Source organism: Erwinia sp. INIA01 (assembly GCF_025947915.1).
GTDB classification, from domain to species: domain Bacteria; phylum Pseudomonadota; class Gammaproteobacteria; order Enterobacterales; family Enterobacteriaceae; genus Erwinia; species Erwinia coffeiphila.
This window is the reverse complement of record NZ_JAPDNC010000020.1, coordinates 63,521-79,644: the sequence shown is the minus strand read 5'-3', so window position 1 is coordinate 79,644 and position 16,124 is coordinate 63,521. Positions and strand designations below refer to the sequence as shown.

17 protein-coding genes and 1 pseudogene are annotated in these 16,124 nt (G+C 55.9%); 10 read left to right on the top strand and 8 right to left on the bottom strand.

What is annotated here, in order from left to right:
- A pseudogene (locus OMR58_RS26110) lies at positions 1-92 on the top strand (integrase); the annotation flags it as partial.
- A 59-nt stretch (positions 93-151) separates the two neighbouring features.
- Here the strand turns inward: OMR58_RS26110 and OMR58_RS24535 are convergent.
- The 8 genes from OMR58_RS24535 to ytfQ all read right to left on the bottom strand — a co-directional run bounded on the left by OMR58_RS24535 (position 152) and on the right by ytfQ (position 7,919).
- Positions 152-718 (bottom strand): NADPH-dependent FMN reductase, encoded by a 567-nt coding sequence (locus tag OMR58_RS24535; protein WP_200558656.1) that lies wholly within the window; start codon positions 716-718, stop codon positions 152-154.
- Between the two features lie 81 nt (positions 719-799).
- Positions 800-1,282 carry a glutathione peroxidase gene (locus OMR58_RS24530; protein WP_264547194.1) on the bottom strand — a complete coding sequence of 161 codons (483 nt, stop codon included), beginning with the start codon at positions 1,280-1,282 and terminating at the stop codon, positions 800-802.
- Between the two features lie 105 nt (positions 1,283-1,387).
- A complete protein-coding gene (locus OMR58_RS24525) occupies positions 1,388-1,996 on the bottom strand; it encodes a dTMP kinase (RefSeq protein ID WP_200558655.1) in 609 nt (202 codons plus the stop codon).
- 107 nt (positions 1,997-2,103) lie between these two features.
- Positions 2,104-3,012, bottom strand: coding sequence for a LysR family transcriptional regulator (locus tag OMR58_RS24520; RefSeq protein ID WP_200558654.1), 909 nt, complete (start codon positions 3,010-3,012; stop codon positions 2,104-2,106).
- Between the two features lie 382 nt (positions 3,013-3,394).
- On the bottom strand, positions 3,395-4,381 hold the full coding sequence (gene yjfF / locus OMR58_RS24515; RefSeq protein WP_105594923.1) for a galactofuranose ABC transporter, permease protein YjfF: 987 nt from the start codon (positions 4,379-4,381) through the stop codon (positions 3,395-3,397).
- A complete protein-coding gene (gene ytfT, locus OMR58_RS24510) occupies positions 4,374-5,393 on the bottom strand; it encodes a galactofuranose ABC transporter, ATP-binding protein YtfT (RefSeq protein WP_200558653.1) in 1,020 nt (339 codons plus the stop codon). Before ytfT ends, yjfF begins: the two co-directional genes overlap by 8 nt.
- Entirely contained in the window at positions 5,386-6,909 is a 1,524-nt protein-coding gene (gene ytfR, locus OMR58_RS24505; protein WP_200558652.1) for a galactofuranose ABC transporter, ATP-binding protein YtfR, read from the bottom strand. Before ytfR ends, ytfT begins: the two co-directional genes overlap by 8 nt.
- A gap of 53 nt (positions 6,910-6,962) precedes the next feature.
- A complete protein-coding gene (gene ytfQ / locus OMR58_RS24500; RefSeq protein ID WP_105594926.1) occupies positions 6,963-7,919 on the bottom strand; it encodes a galactofuranose ABC transporter, galactofuranose-binding protein YtfQ in 957 nt (318 codons plus the stop codon).
- A gap of 458 nt (positions 7,920-8,377) precedes the next feature.
- Between ytfQ and ydgT the strand changes: the two genes are divergently transcribed.
- The 9 genes from ydgT to nth all read left to right on the top strand — a co-directional run bounded on the left by ydgT (position 8,378) and on the right by nth (position 16,020).
- The gene (ydgT, locus tag OMR58_RS24495; protein ID WP_105595011.1) at positions 8,378-8,593 is read left to right on the top strand and encodes a transcription modulator YdgT; all 216 of its coding nucleotides are present in this window, start codon (positions 8,378-8,380) and stop codon (positions 8,591-8,593) included.
- Positions 8,594-8,702: 109 nt separating this feature from the next.
- Positions 8,703-9,146: a DUF2569 domain-containing protein gene (locus OMR58_RS24490; protein WP_200558651.1), complete on the top strand. Its 444-nt coding sequence runs from the start codon at positions 8,703-8,705 to the stop codon at positions 9,144-9,146.
- A gap of 209 nt (positions 9,147-9,355) precedes the next feature.
- Positions 9,356-9,937, top strand: a complete 582-nt coding sequence (gene rsxA / locus OMR58_RS24485; protein ID WP_105594928.1) for an electron transport complex subunit RsxA — start codon at positions 9,356-9,358, stop codon at positions 9,935-9,937.
- Positions 9,937-10,512, top strand: a complete 576-nt coding sequence (gene rsxB, locus OMR58_RS24480; RefSeq protein ID WP_105594929.1) for an electron transport complex subunit RsxB — start codon at positions 9,937-9,939, stop codon at positions 10,510-10,512. Before rsxA ends, rsxB begins: the two co-directional genes overlap by 1 nt.
- Entirely contained in the window at positions 10,505-13,000 is a 2,496-nt protein-coding gene (gene rsxC, locus OMR58_RS24475; RefSeq protein WP_264547193.1) for an electron transport complex subunit RsxC, read from the top strand. Before rsxB ends, rsxC begins: the two co-directional genes overlap by 8 nt.
- Entirely contained in the window at positions 13,001-14,062 is a 1,062-nt protein-coding gene (rsxD, locus tag OMR58_RS24470; RefSeq protein ID WP_264547192.1) for an electron transport complex subunit RsxD, read from the top strand. It begins immediately after the preceding gene.
- Positions 14,062-14,694, top strand: coding sequence for an electron transport complex subunit RsxG (gene rsxG, locus OMR58_RS24465; protein ID WP_105594932.1), 633 nt, complete (start codon positions 14,062-14,064; stop codon positions 14,692-14,694). The genes rsxD and rsxG overlap by 1 nt, the downstream gene beginning before the upstream one ends.
- Positions 14,687-15,388: an electron transport complex subunit E gene (locus tag OMR58_RS24460; RefSeq protein WP_105594933.1), complete on the top strand. Its 702-nt coding sequence runs from the start codon at positions 14,687-14,689 to the stop codon at positions 15,386-15,388. Before rsxG ends, OMR58_RS24460 begins: the two co-directional genes overlap by 8 nt.
- Positions 15,385-16,020, top strand: a complete 636-nt coding sequence (nth, locus tag OMR58_RS24455) for an endonuclease III (protein WP_200558644.1) — start codon at positions 15,385-15,387, stop codon at positions 16,018-16,020. The genes OMR58_RS24460 and nth overlap by 4 nt, the downstream gene beginning before the upstream one ends.
- Positions 16,021-16,124 lie beyond the last annotated feature (104 nt).

Sequence of the window (16,124 nt, the reverse complement as noted above, 5' to 3'; positions counted from 1 at the left end):
ACGCCCTCATGAATCCCTGAACAACCTGACGCCGGACGAGTACCGGTTGATGGCGGAAAATACGGAAATCTCAAAAAAGTGCCTGGAACTAAATCCGGTCTACTTACACGTCATGCGACTTCGGTCCTGACTGGCAAATACTCCACTTACATTAACTAGCTGATAACTCGTTAGTTCTCGAGATCGCCGATTCAATGTTTCGCCATAAATCATGTATTCTTGAGCATATTTCTGCGTTTTCAATAAGTACAAATTCTGTCGCATCAGGAAGTGTGTAAGGCGCAGCAAGCGTTGCTCCAGGGCAGCATTCCTCGCGCAGTACCGCCCCCATAACGCTTAATGTTTCTGAAAGCTGAGAGTGTGCCAGATGGGCCCGAACGGACAGGTTAGGCAATGACAAAGGCTTATCCAGCAATTCTCCACTGCTTACAATCCAGTCAAGCGCATTTTTCATCACTCCGGTAACACCATGTGCATATTTCGGGCTGGCTACTACGACCAGGTCTGCCCTGGAAAGCGCATTTCTCCAGTGATCAACCGCAGGGTTCTGCACAGATTCATGGTCAACATTAAAGAGCGGGATTTTGTCCAGGCCGTCATAGATTTCAAACGTTATTCCTGCCGGGCAAAGAAGTGACATTGCCCGTAAAAAAGCGCTATTGATTGAAGCAGCGCGAATACTGCCAGAAATGCCTAATACATATTTTCCATCATTCATGAGATCACGCCCTGAAGTTTTAAACCTTCGTTCGATAAGTTCGGCATCATTAAAAGTGAATCATTCAGATCACCCAAACGCTTAAATACCAAGTGCCGCCCGAATTGCGGCTTCCATTTTCTCCGGGGTGGCGATTGGCGCAAAACGCTTAAGCGGTTTGCCGTCGCGTCCGATAAGGAACTTAGTGAAGTTCCACTTGATCCGCCCACCCAGTACGCCGGGCAATTCCTCTTTCAGGTAACGAAACAGCGGATGCGCAGCGGCACCGTTGACCTCGACTTTTTCGAACATCGGGAAGGTAACGCCGTAGTTGATGTGACAGGTCTGCGCGATGTCGTCGGCGCTGCCGGGCTCCTGCTTGCCGAACTGGTTACAGGGAAAGCCCAGCACCACCAGCCCCTGGTCAGCATACTTTTTGTAGAGCGCTTCCAGGCCCGCATATTGCGGCGTGAAGCCGCACCGGCTGGCGGTATTCACTACCAGTACCAGTTTTCCCGCGTAGTCGGCCATCGGGATAAGCTGGCCTTGCAGGCTGGTAGCAGAAAGCTGATGAAAAAGGGTCATATCGTCATCCTCAAAACAGACAGGGTTCAGCGTCTATAATGCCGCACAGCGCCTGGCAGCCACGGCACACGGCGAAAATTTTGGGTTGATACGGCTCGTGAGCCTTCAAAGCACACGATAGATTTCAGAAATCACCTGCATCGCTGCGTCTTCAAGGCTTCCTTCATTACGGCATAACAACCAGCCGTTCCCGGTGATTTCTCGCTCGAACGCCCGGGTACAGGCAGCATGCTCTTCCAGCTTATGCATCACCGTACTGCTCAGCCCACGCGTTCGGGCTGCCGCCCTCGCCCATGAAATTTCAGGTGCAGTGACCACCCCGACATGCAGGTCCGGCGTTCGCACATTGCGTTCAATATTAAGCTGTAAAATCTCTGCAAAGGGCACCATCCGCCGAAACGCGGCATCCGACGGATACCAGCGGTCCATCAGGATAATGCTGTCCGACGGCTGCTTAGTCAGCACCTCCCGTGTTATCCACGCGCGGCTGTCAGCCAGGCGCTGACAAACCTGCCGTTCTAAATCCAGGTTGGGATGTCTGGCAAACTGGTTAACGAGGAGCATAGTTTCTGCACGCCAGGGATCGCTTTTTTTCTCGCAAAGACGGACCACCTTGTGGTTATCCGCGCGTAATTCTTTCGCCATGGCTTCTAACAGCGTGGTTTTTCCCGCACCCTTGGGGCCATCCAGCGTAACAAACAGTTGACGACTCATTCTGCGAATGATGATCGATGAAGGGTTTTTATCAGGCCCGAATCTGGCAAACGCATTTAACTTCCTTTCGATAAATAGCTGAGCAATCTCTTCCCCGTATTGGGTTGTCAGGAGAGTTTGCTTAATTCCTGCTGGATAAAATCAATCAGCGCTCTGGTTTTTGTGGGCAGATAACGCCGGTTTGAATAAAGTGCGAACAGTTGCAGCGGGGCTACCGATTGTTCAAATTCAACCTCGATTAACCGCCCATCGCTAATGTAAGGTTCGCAGCCCTGTTTTGACAAAATGGCAAAACCGACGCCTGCCAGCGCAGCGCGCCCTGCCATCTCCCCGCTGTTCACCCGATAATGCCCGTTAACCTTAACCGTCTCGAATCCCCCCTTTGCATTGACAAACTGCCAGGGTGCTCCTTTCAGCGCACTCACGGTGGTAATACAGGGTAATTGTTCGAGTTGCCGGATATTGGCAGGGGTGCCATAGCGTTGAATAACGGAGGGCGCGGCAACAATAGTGCAAGGGATAGTCAGCAGATGACGGGCTATATAGTCACTGTCATCCATCTGGCCCCGGCTTACAATGATCGCTAAGTCCAGATCGTCCCGCAGTGATTCCAAACCCGAGAGGTTTGTGACGCAGCTAATCTCCAGATCCGGGTACTGACAGGCGAAATCGGCGATAGCGGAACCCAGCAGCGCGGGCCCGATCTCATTGGGAATACAGAGACGTAATGGCCCCCTGAGCTGCATCTGGCGCTGCGTGAGTTCTGTCTCCGTTTGCTCGAGCGCTTCCAGTAATGGCTTCGCCCGGCTATAGAGCAGATGCCCGGCCTGGGTGAGTTTCATATGTCGGGTGCTGCGCTCGATGAGCTGAAGATTCAGTTTTTCTTCTAACTGAGAAATACAGCGGCTTACATTTGAGGTCGGCATTTCAAGGACTTTCGATGCCCCAACAAAACTCTCTTTTTCAACCACAGCAATGAATACTTTCAGGGTATTAAAATCAAGCGCCGGACGCATTCGCTATCCCATTTATGATAATAATAACTGCCGTTTTTACCATATAATTAGCTATATCGATAGCGTTCAGATTTTGCGTATGGCGTATCGGCGGGCTGGGGAGTTGCTTCAGATCCTGCGTCTGGCGTATCGGGGCTGGCCTGAATGCTATTGTGTTGCTGCCTCAAAACCATTTGCTTCCGGCAGCAACGCAAGGATTCAAAAGGGAGACCGTAACGGGACAGGTTAGCCGGGTGTCTGCCGCACGGATGCGGCAGCCAAGCCCCCAGGGATTGGGTTCACGGCGACCCGGCGTTCTGCCCGTAACGGTCGCCCCGTTCGCCAATCTCGCCGCGAAAATCCTCCACCATCAGATTACCGCTCTTCCGAAACACCCCAACTATCAGGTACTCAACCGCTTAACCGGCGCATTCTGCTGGCGATCCCACATCACCGTCAGCAACCGCTGGAGTGCGATAAAGGCAAACAGCAGCACGCCGATGGCAATCTTCGTCCACCAGGAACTCAGTGTACCGTCGAAGTTGATCCAGGTCTGAATCAGCCCCTGAATCAGCACGCCAAACAGCGTTCCCAGCACCGTGCCCACGCCGCCGGAAAGCAGCGTGCCGCCGATCACCACCGACGCAATGGCATCCAGCTCCACGCCCATACCCGCCAGCGCATAGCCCGCCGAGGTATAGATGGAGAAAACAATCCCTGCCAGCGTCGCCAGCCCGGAGGACAGCATGTAAATACGTATCGTGGTGCTGCGGGTGGAGATGCCCATCAGCTGCGCCGAAGTGGCGTTACCGCCGATGGCATACACCTGGCTACCGAAGCGGCTGCGGTGGGCGACAATAATTCCCAGCGCGACCACCATCAGCATAATCAGCGCCAGCAGGCTGAGACGCCCTCCTCCCGGAATTTTCCAGGCCATCGACGACAGCGTGGAATACAGCGGGTGATCGATCGGCAGCGAACTTTCCGCCACCAGATAGCTACAGCCGCGCAGGAAGAACATCCCGGCCAGGGTGATGATGAATGCCGGAATTTTTAAAGCATCGATCAGCCATCCCATAAAGGCACCAAATGCCGATCCCATCACCATCACCAGACCGAACGCCACAAACGGATGCAGGTGGAAATCGCCGATGGCGCGGGCGAGGAACACCCCGGTGAAGGCGATCACCGCGCCAACAGACAGATCGATACCGCCGGAGAGGATCACAAAGGTCATGCCGACGGCGATAATGCCAAGAAAAGCGTTATCGGTCAGAATATTGGCAATCACCCGGGTTGAGGCAAAGCCGGGGAACTGGCTCAGGCAGAACAGATAACCGACCACGAATACCAGCAGGGTTATCATTAACGGAAGATGACGTTTAACCACCGCGCGGCCCTCTTTTAAATAATTGAATAAAGCGTGGTGACTGCAACAGCAGCACAATCATCACCACCACCGCCTTCACGACCTGGTTCAGTTCGGGCGGGAAGCCGGAAAGCAGGATCCCGGTGTTCATCGCCTGGATAATCAGCGCGCCGATGAGCGACAGCAGCAGATTAAAGCGGCCACCCATCAGTGAAGCACCGCCGATAACCACCGCAAGGATCGCATCCAGCTCCAGCCATAATCCGGCGTTGTTGGCGTCGGCTCCGCGAATATCCGCCGCCACGATCAGTCCGGCTACCGCTGCACACAGCCCGCTCAGCACGTAGGTGCTCATCACCACCAGCCAGCCGTTAACCCCGGCGTTACGCGCGGCGCGGAGGTTGATACCGACGGCCTCGATAAACATGCCAAGCGCGGTTTTACGGGTCAGGAGCCAGACCACCAAAGCCAGTGCGATAGTGATCCACAGCGGAACCGGCAGGTAGAACAGCGTACCGCTGCCGAGCCGAGCCAGCGCATCGCTGTTAAACGTGACGATCTGCCCCTGAGTGATCAGCTGTGCGATACCGCGCCCGGCAACCATCAGGATCAGCGTGGCAACAAAGGGCTGGATTTTAAGCAGCGACACCAGTATGCCGTTCCACAGTCCACACAGCAGGCCGCTGCCCAGCGTCACCAGAATCACCACCGCCAGGCTGTGCCCGGCTACGGTCATCGTGGCCGCGGTTGCCCCGGCGATGGCCATCACTGCGCCCACCGACAAGTCGATCCCGCCGGTGGCAATGACCAGCGTCATCCCAATAGCCAGAATCGCTACCGGCGCGGCGCGGTTAAGGATATCGATCGGGCTACCGAACAGCCGCCCGTCCTGCAGATGAATGGCAAAGAAGTTGTTCGCCACCATGCTGTCGATCAGCAGCACCAGGATCAACGCACCGATCTGCGGCAGTCCCGGCGGTAATTTACGTTTCAACATCGGCGTTTTCCCCGGTAGAAAATGGCTCTCAAGCATGCTGTTCTCCCCCTGCCGCAATAGCGTTAACGATGGCGGCAACCGACAGCTGTTCCAGCGGGATTTCGGCTACCTGCTGCCTGTCGCGCAGGATCACCACCCGATCGGCGTAGCCGACCAGCTCTTCCAGTTCTGATGAGATCACCAGCAACGCCAGGCCGTCTGCGCAGAGCGTTTCAATCAGGCGAATAATTTCAGCGTGCGCACCCACATCGATGCCGCGCGTCGGCTCATCAAGGATTAAAAACTGCGGACGGGTCACCAGCCAGCGGGAGAGCAGCACCTTCTGCTGGTTGCCGCCGGAAAGCAGCTCCACCGGCTGGTCGGCGTCCGGCGTGCGGATCCCCAGGCTTTTAATAAAGCGTTCGGCAATTTCCTGCTGCTCGCGGCGCTTAATGGGCCGCAGCCAGCCGCGCTGCGCCTGCAGGGCCAGAATGATATTTTCACGCACCGAAGCGGCCCCGATAATACCGTCGGTTTTGCGATCCTCCGGGCAGAAGCCCATCCCTAAGCGGGAGGCCTGAGCCGGGGTGCGGATAGTCTGCGTTTTGCCTTTGATAACGGCCGTGCCGGAGTCGGCGCGCTTAATGCCAAACAGCAGTTCGGCGGTTTCAGTACGCCCGGAACCAAGCAGCCCAGCCAGACCGACGGCTTCACCCGGCCGTACACTCAGACTGAACGGTTCAATGGTGCCTTTTTTGCCGTAGTCCTTAAATTCCACCACCGGTGTGTCGCTTCGCAGCGTACTGCCGGCACGCTGTAGCGCCGTTTCCAACAGCTCGCGGCCGAGCATCAGCTTAATCAGCTCAATCTGCGGCAGTGAGCGGGTATCGCGGGTGGCGATAAACTGGCCGTTGCGCAGTACGGTGATGCGGTCGGTAATGCGATACACCTGGTCGAGGAAGTGGGTGACGAAGATCAGGCTCATGCCTTTCGCCCGCAGCTGGCTCATCAGGGTGAACAGCATTTCTACTTCGCTGGCATCCAGGCTGGCGGTCGGTTCGTCGAGGATCAGCACCTTCGCCGACAGATCCACCGCGCGGCAGATGGCGATAATCTGCTGCATGGCGACCGAGTAGTGGCCCAGCGGCCGGGTCACGTCCAGCTCGAAGCCATAATCGTTAAGCAGTTTTACCGCGCGCTGGTTCAGCGTTTTGCGATCGATCAGCCCAAAACGCTTTGGCTCGCGGCCAATAAACAGATTGTCCGCCACCGACATATTCGGCAGCAGGTTCACTTCCTGATACACCGTGCCGATGCCCAGCTCCTGAGCTTCGGCGGTGTTACGCGGGTTAATTGCCTGCCCGGAGAGTGAAATCGAACCGGTATCGCGCTGATACACGCCGGTCAGCACTTTAATCAGCGTGGACTTCCCCGCGCCGTTCTCACCCAGCAGCGCCATAATTTCGCCCGGCCGGATCTCAAAGGAAACATTATCCAGCGCGCGCACGCCGGGAAAGGATTTACTGACGCCGCTGATTTCCAGAAGCGTTGCAGAGGAGGTGTCGATGGTCATACGCTGCGCCTCAAACCATGAAAAAAGCCGCTCCGGGTGGAGCGGCACGTGGCTCAGTAACCCATACCTTTTTTACGATCCAGCTGTGCCTGTGCGTCCGCAGGCAGGAACAGTTTGGTTTCGGTTTTAATGATTTTTGGCGGTACGGTGCCGTCTTTTTTCAGTTTTTCCAGCGCATCGAAGGCCGGACCAGCCATGTTCGGCGTCAGCTCAACGTTGGCGTTAGCTTCCCCGGCCAGCATCGCTTTATAGATATCCGGCACGCCGTCAATCGATCCGGTCAGAATGTCTTTACCCGGCTTGAGTCCGGCTTCTTTAATCGCCTGAATGGCACCGATAGCCATATCGTCGTTGTGGGCGTAAACCATGCAGATATTTTTGCCGTTGTTCTCGGCCTTGATAAAGCTCTCCATCACTTCTTTACCCTTGCTGCGGGTAAAGTCACCGCTCTGCGAGCGGATCACTTTGATGTTCGGGGTATTGGCAATCGCTTCGGCAAAGCCTTTTTTACGATCGATGGCTACGCTGGCACCGACGGTGCCCTGCAGTTCTACAACATTACAGGGTTTGCCAGCCTGCTCTTTCACCAGCCAGTCGCCGATCAGCTTGCCTTCATAGACGTTATCCGCCGTGACCACCGCCTGATACAGCGATTTATCCTTCACCACAATGGCGCGGTCCAGCAGGAATACCGGGATCTTGGCATCCTTCGCTTCTTCCAGCACGGGTTCCCAGCCGGTTTGTACCACTGGCGCAATAAAGATTGCATCTACGCCCTGAGCGATAAATGAGCGTACCGCTTTGATCTGGTTCTCTTGTTTTTGCTGACCATCAGCAATTTTCAGTGTAATTCCGCGCTTCTGCGCCTCGGTTTTTGCCACGCTGGTTTCAGCTGCACGCCAGCCCGATTCGGAGCCAACCTGAGAGAAGCCAACGGTCATTGATTCAGCCAGCACGGGAGCAGACAGGCTTGCGCTGATAAGGACAGGTAAGAGTAAACGCTTCCACATGATCATTTTTCCTCTGATGGGATTTTGCCGTATAGGGTAACTGCACCTAAATCCTGGACTATTAGTGGAAAAACATATTCGACAACGCTCACAAAACGCTACAAATCAAAGAGATTAGGTAAATTGCGCCGCAAAAATCAGCACCTGGAATATGGATAATTCGCCTGCAATAAATGAAAATCAGGTTAAATAAGTGTAATAAACAGAAGCGGTTGCGGACTGAGCATTTGGAAGCGATTACAGCACCGCGTGAAGTTCTGTCATTCTTCGCAGTGTGAATTGTGGATTAGGAATTATCCTGAACTGTGATGTTTCTCACGATTCATCAGCGTTTCCCACTGATTCTTCACAAAATTAATCAGTTATCCGAAACTGATGTTTTTTAACATCAGGGAGATGGATTCCGTAAGTAGCCGTTATATACTGATTTTCTTCTACTGCTGCACGATATGGGCCTCATGAGCATTCACGACTACCTTTTAAAGTTTCGCAAAGTTAACAACCTTGAAAGTTTGGAAAAACTTTTTGATCACCTCAATTATACGCTCACTGAGGATAGTGAAATCATCTTAATGTATCGTGCAGCCGATCATCGCCGCGCCGAGCTGGCCTCCGGCGGTCGTCTATTTGACCCGGGCTGCGTACCGAAAACGCTCTGGCACTATGTCGTATAAAACCGCTAAAGCTGTCTTAGCCTGGTGATTCGGCAGGTATTTTTCCGTATAGTTGGCTTCTGCTAATGCGAAGTTATCGCATTTATTCTGGCTATATTGAGGACTTCGCGTGGCTGTAGATTCCAAAAATCGTATCGGAGGCTGGCTGCTGGTGCCACTGGCATGGCTGATCATGACCTTACTGACCAGCGCCCTGGTAATGGCACTGTACCTCAGTGCCCTGTTCGATCCTGCCATGCGCCAGCAGCTGTTCACGCAGGACAGTGCGGTACTACTGAACTGGGGGTTATCGCTGCTCACCTCGACGCTGGTATGGTTTTACACTGGCTGGGTAACATGGATTTTCTGCAAACGCTCCCGCCGCCTGCCTCGACACTATATTATCTGGTTGTTAATTACCGTGGTGCTGGCGATAAAAACCTTCGCATTTGCCCCGGTGGCGGATGGCCGCGCAGTACAGACTCTGCTTATCGCACTGCTGGCAGCGGGTATTCTCGTACCCTACTTCAAACGTTCAAAACGGGTGAAAAATACCTTCACTGCCGATTGCTGATGCAAAAACCGTCAAGAATTTAATCGTGAGTGCGCTATAACATCGTTGAATAGCGCACAACGGTTGTGGTCCGGCGGGCAATATCCGATAATAAACCCCTGCAATTTTAAGCTGCAGCGCTGACAACCCGCGTGAGTATTACCGCCGGTTAACAGTACTGACCTTCGGGTCGCTAAAATCTGCTCTTTCTTCTTTTTTCAGGCATAAGAATGACCGACTACCTGCTCCTTTTTATTGGCACAGTGCTGGTGAATAACTTCGTTCTGGTGAAGTTTCTCGGCCTTTGTCCCTTTATGGGCGTTTCCAAAAAACTGGAAACGGCGATTGGCATGGGACTCGCCACCACCTTTGTTATCACTCTGGCTTCGATCTGCGCATGGCTGGTGAATCACCTGATCCTGCTGCCGCTCGATCTGGTCTATCTGCGTACCATGGCCTATATCCTGGTGATTGCCGTGGTGGTTCAGTTCACCGAGATGGTGGTGCGTAAAACCAGCCCCGATTTATATCGCCTGCTGGGGATTTTCCTGCCGCTGATCACCACCAACTGTGCCGTGCTGGGTGTGCCGCTGCTGAGCGTTAACCTCAACCACACCTTCCTGCAGGCCGCTCTGTATGGCTTTAGCGCCTCGCTCGGTTTTTCGCTGGTGATGGTGCTGTTTGCCGGTATCCGCGAACGTCTGGTGCTGGCCGATGTGCCTGCGCCGTTCAAGGGTTCTTCCATTGCACTGGTTACCGCCGGGTTAATGGCGCTGGCCTTTATGGGCTTTACCGGTCTGGTTAAATTCTGATGACGGCGATTTGGATTGCAATTGCAGTATTAAGCGCCCTCAGTCTGGTGTTCGGGGGGCTGCTGGGTTACGCCTCACGTCGATTTAAAGTTGAAGAAGATCCGATCGTTGAGCAGATCGATGCCCTGCTGCCGCAGAGCCAGTGCGGCCAGTGTACCTATCCTGGCTGCCGCCCCTATGCGGAAGCCGTGGCCAACGGCGGCGAGATGATTAACAAATGCGCCCCTGGCGGAGAGCAGACGATGCTCAAGCTGGCCGCGCTGCTTAACGTTGATCCGCAGCCGCTGGGCGATGAAGCCGAACTGGAGCCGGAGCGCAAAGTTGCCTGGATCGATGAAGCTAATTGCATCGGCTGCACCAAATGCATTCAGGCCTGCCCGGTTGATGCCATCGTCGGGGCCACCCGCGCGATGCACACCGTACTGAGCGATGTCTGTACCGGCTGCGATCTTTGCGTTGCCCCCTGCCCGACCGACTGCATTGAAATGCGTCCGGTTGCAACTACCACTGCCAACTGGAAATGGGATCTGCAAACCATCCCGGTCCGGGTTATTCCTGTAGAAAGTCATGCTTAATCTGTTCAAGAGATTCAAAAAAGACGCAATCTGGGACTTTGACGGTGGTATTCATCCTCCGGAAATGAAGACCCAGTCTAACGGCACGCCGCTGCGTCAGCTGCCTCTGCCTGCCCGCTTTATTCTGCCGCTGAAGCAGCATATCGGTAGCGAAGGTGAAATCAGGGTGCGCCCGGGCGATAAAGTCCTGCGCGGAGAACCGCTGACCTTCGGTAACGGCCGGATGCTGCCGATCCACGCACCGACGTCCGGTACAGTAACTAAAATCGCCCCACACATGACCGCGCATCCTTCGGCGCTGGCCGAAATGTGTATTTTTATCGAGCCGGACGGCGAAGACCGCTGGTGCGAGAAACAAACGGTCAGCGACTATCGCCAGCTTGAGCGCAGCGAGGCGGTTGCGCGCGTGCACAAAGCCGGCGTAGCCGGTCTGGGCGGTGCAGGATTCCCAACGGCGACGAAGCTGAGAGGCGGTCTGCGCGGGGTGAACACCCTGATTATCAACGCCGCCGAGTGCGAACCCTATATCACCGCTGACGACCGACTGATGCAGGACTGTGCTGCCGAAGTGCTGGAAGGCAGCCGTATACTGGCGTGGATACTCAACGCCGAGCGCGTACTTATCGGTATTGAAGATAACAAACCGGAAGCGATTGCCGCACTGAAAGCGGCGCTCGGCAACGAACGCGATCTGCAAATTCGGGTGATCCCGACCAAATATCCCTCCGGCGGTGCCAAACAGCTGACCCGTATTCTGACCGGTAAGGAAGTCCCGCACGGCGGACGCTCCACCGATATTGGCGTGCTGATGCAGAACGTCGGCACCGCTTTTGCGGTTAAGCGTGCGGTGATCGACGGTGAGCCACTGACCGAGCGCGTTGTAACGCTGACCGGTGAAGCCGTAAAGCACCCAGGCAACGTCTGGGGCCGCATCGGTACGCCGATCAGCCACCTGTTACAGCAGGCGGACTTTGAACCTGGCAACGAACAGATGGTGGTGATGGGCGGCCCGCTGATGGGCTTTACGCTGCCGTCGCTGGATGTCCCGGTGGTGAAAATCACTAACTGCATTCTGGCTCCTTCCGCCAGTGAGATGGGTGCCAGCGAGCCGGAAAAAGGCTGCATCCGCTGTAGCGCCTGCGCCGACGCCTGTCCGGCCGGTCTGCTGCCTCAGCAGCTTTACTGGTACAGCCGCGGCGGCGATCACGATAAAGCCCGTGCGCATAATATTGCCGACTGCATCGAATGCGGTGCCTGTGCCTACGTCTGCCCAAGCAATATTCCGCTGGTGCAGTATTACCGCCAGGAGAAAGCCGAAATCCAGGCTATCGATCTGGAATCGGAGCGCAATGCGCAGGCCAAAGCCCGCTTTGAAGCCCGACAGCTGCGCCTTGAACGTGAGAAGCAGGCGCGTGAAGCGAAGCATCAGCAGGCGAAGCGCACCGTTGCGGCGACGGATGCCGATGCGCTGAATGCAGCACGCGAACGCGTGAAGGCGAAACAGCAGCAGGACCAGGCAGCAGATGTCGCTGCTATAGAAACGAATACGCGCCCGGCTGACGATGCCGCACGCGCTGCGCTGCGTGAAGCCCGACTTGCCGAAGCGAAAGCGCGCCAGGCCGAGAAGCAGGCTGAAACCGAACCGGCGACCCGCCAGGCAGAAGATCCGCGTAAGGCTGCCGTTGCGGCTGCGATTGCCCGTGCTAAAGCTAAGCAGGCTGCACAGGCGGGTGAATCTGTTGCAGAAGCTCCAGCGGCTAAGTCTGAAGCTGTCGCTGAAGATCCACGTAAAGCTGCGGTTGCCGCTGCCATCGCCCGTGCTAAAGCGAAGAAAGCGGCGCAGGCGGGTGGTACGGCTGAAGAGGCTCCAGCCGTGGAGTCTGAAGCAGCAGCAGAGCCCGTTACCGAAGTCGTTGCTGAACCGGCAGCCGCTGAAGACCCGCGCAAGGCCGCTATCGCCGCTGCCATCGCCCGCGCTAAGGCGAAGAAAGCCGCGCAGGCGGGTGATGCTGCTGAAAAAGCTCCTGCTGTGAAGCCTGAAGCAGCAGCGGAACCCGTTACCGAAGTCGTTGCTAAACCGGCAGCCGCTGAAGATCCGCGCAAAGCCGCTATCGCCGCTGCCATCGCCCGCGCTAAGGCGAAGAAAGCCGCGCAGGCGGGGGGTACGGATGCGGCATCTCCGGCAAACGTAGCGGAAACCCCTGCGGCACCCGTGGCTCAGCCAGTAGCCAAACCCGTTGCGCAGGCTGAAGTTGCAGCTGAACCGGCAGCCGCTGAAGATCCACGCAAAGCCGCTATCGCCGCTGCTATCGCCCGTGCTAAAGCGAAGAAAGCGGCACAGGCGGGTGGCATTGATGCACAGCCGCCTGCGGTAGAAATTGAACCGGAAGCGGTCGCTTCTGATGATGCACGTAAAGCAGCGGTGGCTGCGGCGATTGCGCGGGTCAAAGCGCGCAAAGCTCAGCAGCCTTCGACGCAAGAGGATTAAATGGCATTTCGTATTGCAAGTTCGCCCTATACCCATAACCGCCGCAGCACCAGTACCATTATGCTGCTGGTGTTGCTTGCCGCTATTCCCGGCATGGCCGCGCAGTGGTACTTCTTCGGCTGGGGAAATATTATCCAGGTGTTGATTGCCGCAGTGGCCGGTGTTGGCGCGGAAGCCGCGATCCTGCGTCTGCGCAAGCTGCCGCTGGCACCGACGCTCAAGGACAATTCTGCCCTGCTGACCGCCCTGCTGCTGGGGATCAGTATCCCGCCGCTGGCACCGTGGTGGATTGTGGTGATCGGGACTCTTTTTGCAGTGGTGATCTCCAAGCAGCTGTACGGCGGACTGGGGCAGAACCCGTTCAACCCGGCGATGGTCGGCTATGTTGTATTGCTGATCTCCTTCCCGGTGCAGATGACCAGCTGGCTGCCGCCGGATTCGTTACAGGGCATCACCCCGACCTTCAGCGACACGCTGAGCATGATTTTCCATTTCCACACTGTGGATGGTCATAACATGCAGCAGTTACAGATCGGCATTGACGGCATCAGCCAGGCAACGCCGCTGGATACCTTTAAGACCGGCCTGCGCGCCGGGCATACCGCGGAACAGCTGCTGGCGCAGCCGATTTACAGCGGCGTGTTAGCCGGGCTTGGCTGGCAGTGGATTAACATTGGCTACCTGGCCGGCGGTATTTTCCTGCTGTGGACCAACAGCATTCGCTGGCATATTCCTGTCAGCTTTATCGGCTCGCTGGCGCTGTTTGCCGCTATCGGCTGGCTGGCTTCGCCGGAAACCCTGGCGTCACCGATGATCCACGTGTTCTCCGGTGCCACCATGCTCGGTGCCTTCTTTATTGCTACCGATCCGGTCACCGCCTCCACCACCAATAAAGGACGGCTGGTTTACGGCGTGATGATTGGCCTGCTGGTCTGGCTGATCCGCAGTTTCGGCGGTTATCCCGACGGTGTTGCTTTCGCGGTACTGCTGGCGAATATCTGCGTTCCGCTGATTGACTACTACACGCAGCCGCGCGTTTACGGCCACTGTAAGGATAAATGATGCTGGATGCCATTCGTAAAAACGGCGTGACGCTGGCGGTGTTTGCCGCCATCACCACCGGTATGACCGCAGTGATTAATACGGTGACCAAACCCACCATTGCGCATCAAACGGCGCTACAGCAGAAGGTCCTGCTGGACCAAGTGGTGCCACCGGAGCTGTACAATAACTCGATACAGAAAGAGTGCTATATCGTCAGCAATCCGGCACTGGGTAACAGCGCACCGCACCACCTCTATCTGGCCCGTAAGGATGATAAACCAGTGGCCGTGGCAATTGAGACTACCGCGCCGGACGGCTATTCAGGCGCAATTCAGATGGTAGTCGGTGCCGATTTCAGCGGAACGGTTTACGGCACCCGTGTTGTTGAGCATCATGAAACCCCGGGGCTGGGTGATAAGATCGAGCTGCGTATTTCCGACTGGATTAACAGCTTTAACGGCAAAAAGGTCACCGGTGCCGATGATACGCATTTTGCGGTGAAAAAAGATGGCGGTGACTTCGACCAGTTTACCGGTGCGACCATCACCCCGCGTGCGGTGGTGAATGCAGTGAAGCGCACGACGTTGTATATTGAAACCTTATCCGGGCAGATTTCCTCGCTGCCAACCTGTGGAGATGCCAATGAGTGAAGCTAAAACCCTGCTAATCGGCGGGCTGTGGAAGAACAACTCGGCGCTGGTTCAGCTGCTGGGACTTTGCCCGCTGCTGGCCGTGACCTCAACCGCCACCAACGCCCTCGGGCTGGGTCTGGCGACCACGCTGGTACTGACTCTGACCAACAGCGGCATCTCGATGTCTCGCCGCTGGGTGCCGTCGGAAATTCGTATTCCGATTTACGTGATGATTATCGCTGCCGTGGTGAGCTGCGTGCAGATGCTGATTAACGCCTATGCCTATGGCCTGTATCAGTCGTTAGGGATTTTTATCCCGCTGATCGTCACCAACTGTATCGTCGTGGGCCGTGCGGAAGCCGTAGCATCGAAAAGCAGCATTCCGCTTTCCGCATTGGACGGCGCGGCGATCGGGCTGGGGGCCACCAGCGTGATGGTGGTACTGGGTTCTATTCGCGAAATCATCGGCAACGGCACCATCTTCAACGGCGCCGATCAGCTGCTGGGTCCGTGGGCTAAAGTGATGCGTATCGAGGTGATTCATTTTGATTCGCCGATGCTGCTGGCGATGCTACCACCGGGGGCGTTTATCGGCCTTGGGATGCTGCTTGCCGCGAAATATCTGATCGATAATAAAATGAAACAGCGCGCCGCCCTGAAAGCCGAAAAAGAAGCGCAGGCGGTGCTGCCGGATGGAAAAATGGCTCAGTGAACAAAGATAAACGTCAGCAGATTCTGACCCGCCTGCGGGATAATAACCCGCATCCTACCACCGAGCTGATGTTCAACTCCCCTTTTGAACTGCTGATCGCCGTGCTGCTCTCAGCGCAGGCGACCGACGTCAGCGTCAATAAGGCCACCGCTAAACTATACCCGGTGGCCAATACGCCAGCGGCCATGCTGGCACTGGGCGTGGATGGGGTAAAAGAGTACATCAAGACCATCGGCCTGTTTAACAGCAAGGCAGAGAACGTGATTAAAACCTGCCGAATTTTGCTTGAGCAGCACGGTGGTGAAGTGCCGGAAAGCCGCGAAGCGCTGGAGGCACTGCCCGGCGTGGGTCGTAAAACCGCGAATGTAGTTTTAAACACGGCCTTTGGCTGGCCGACTATTGCGGTAGATACCCATATCTTTCGCGTCTGCAACCGGACCCGCTTTGCACCCGGTAAAAATGTTGAGCAGGTCGAAGAGAAGCTGCTGAAGGTGGTTCCGAAAGAGTTCAAGGTTGACTGCCATCACTGGCTGATACTGCACGGCCGCTATACCTGCGTGGCGCGCAAACCGCGCTGCGGCTCCTGCCTGATTGAAGATCTCTGCGAGTTTCCGGAAAAGGTAGAAATTTAACTTTTCGTCTACTGTCTTCACTGCGCCGTTCAGGTAGCATGACCGAACGGTGCAGAATCCCCCTCGTTTGCCGTTTTCAGCCCTTGGTGAACTCCCTGTACAAA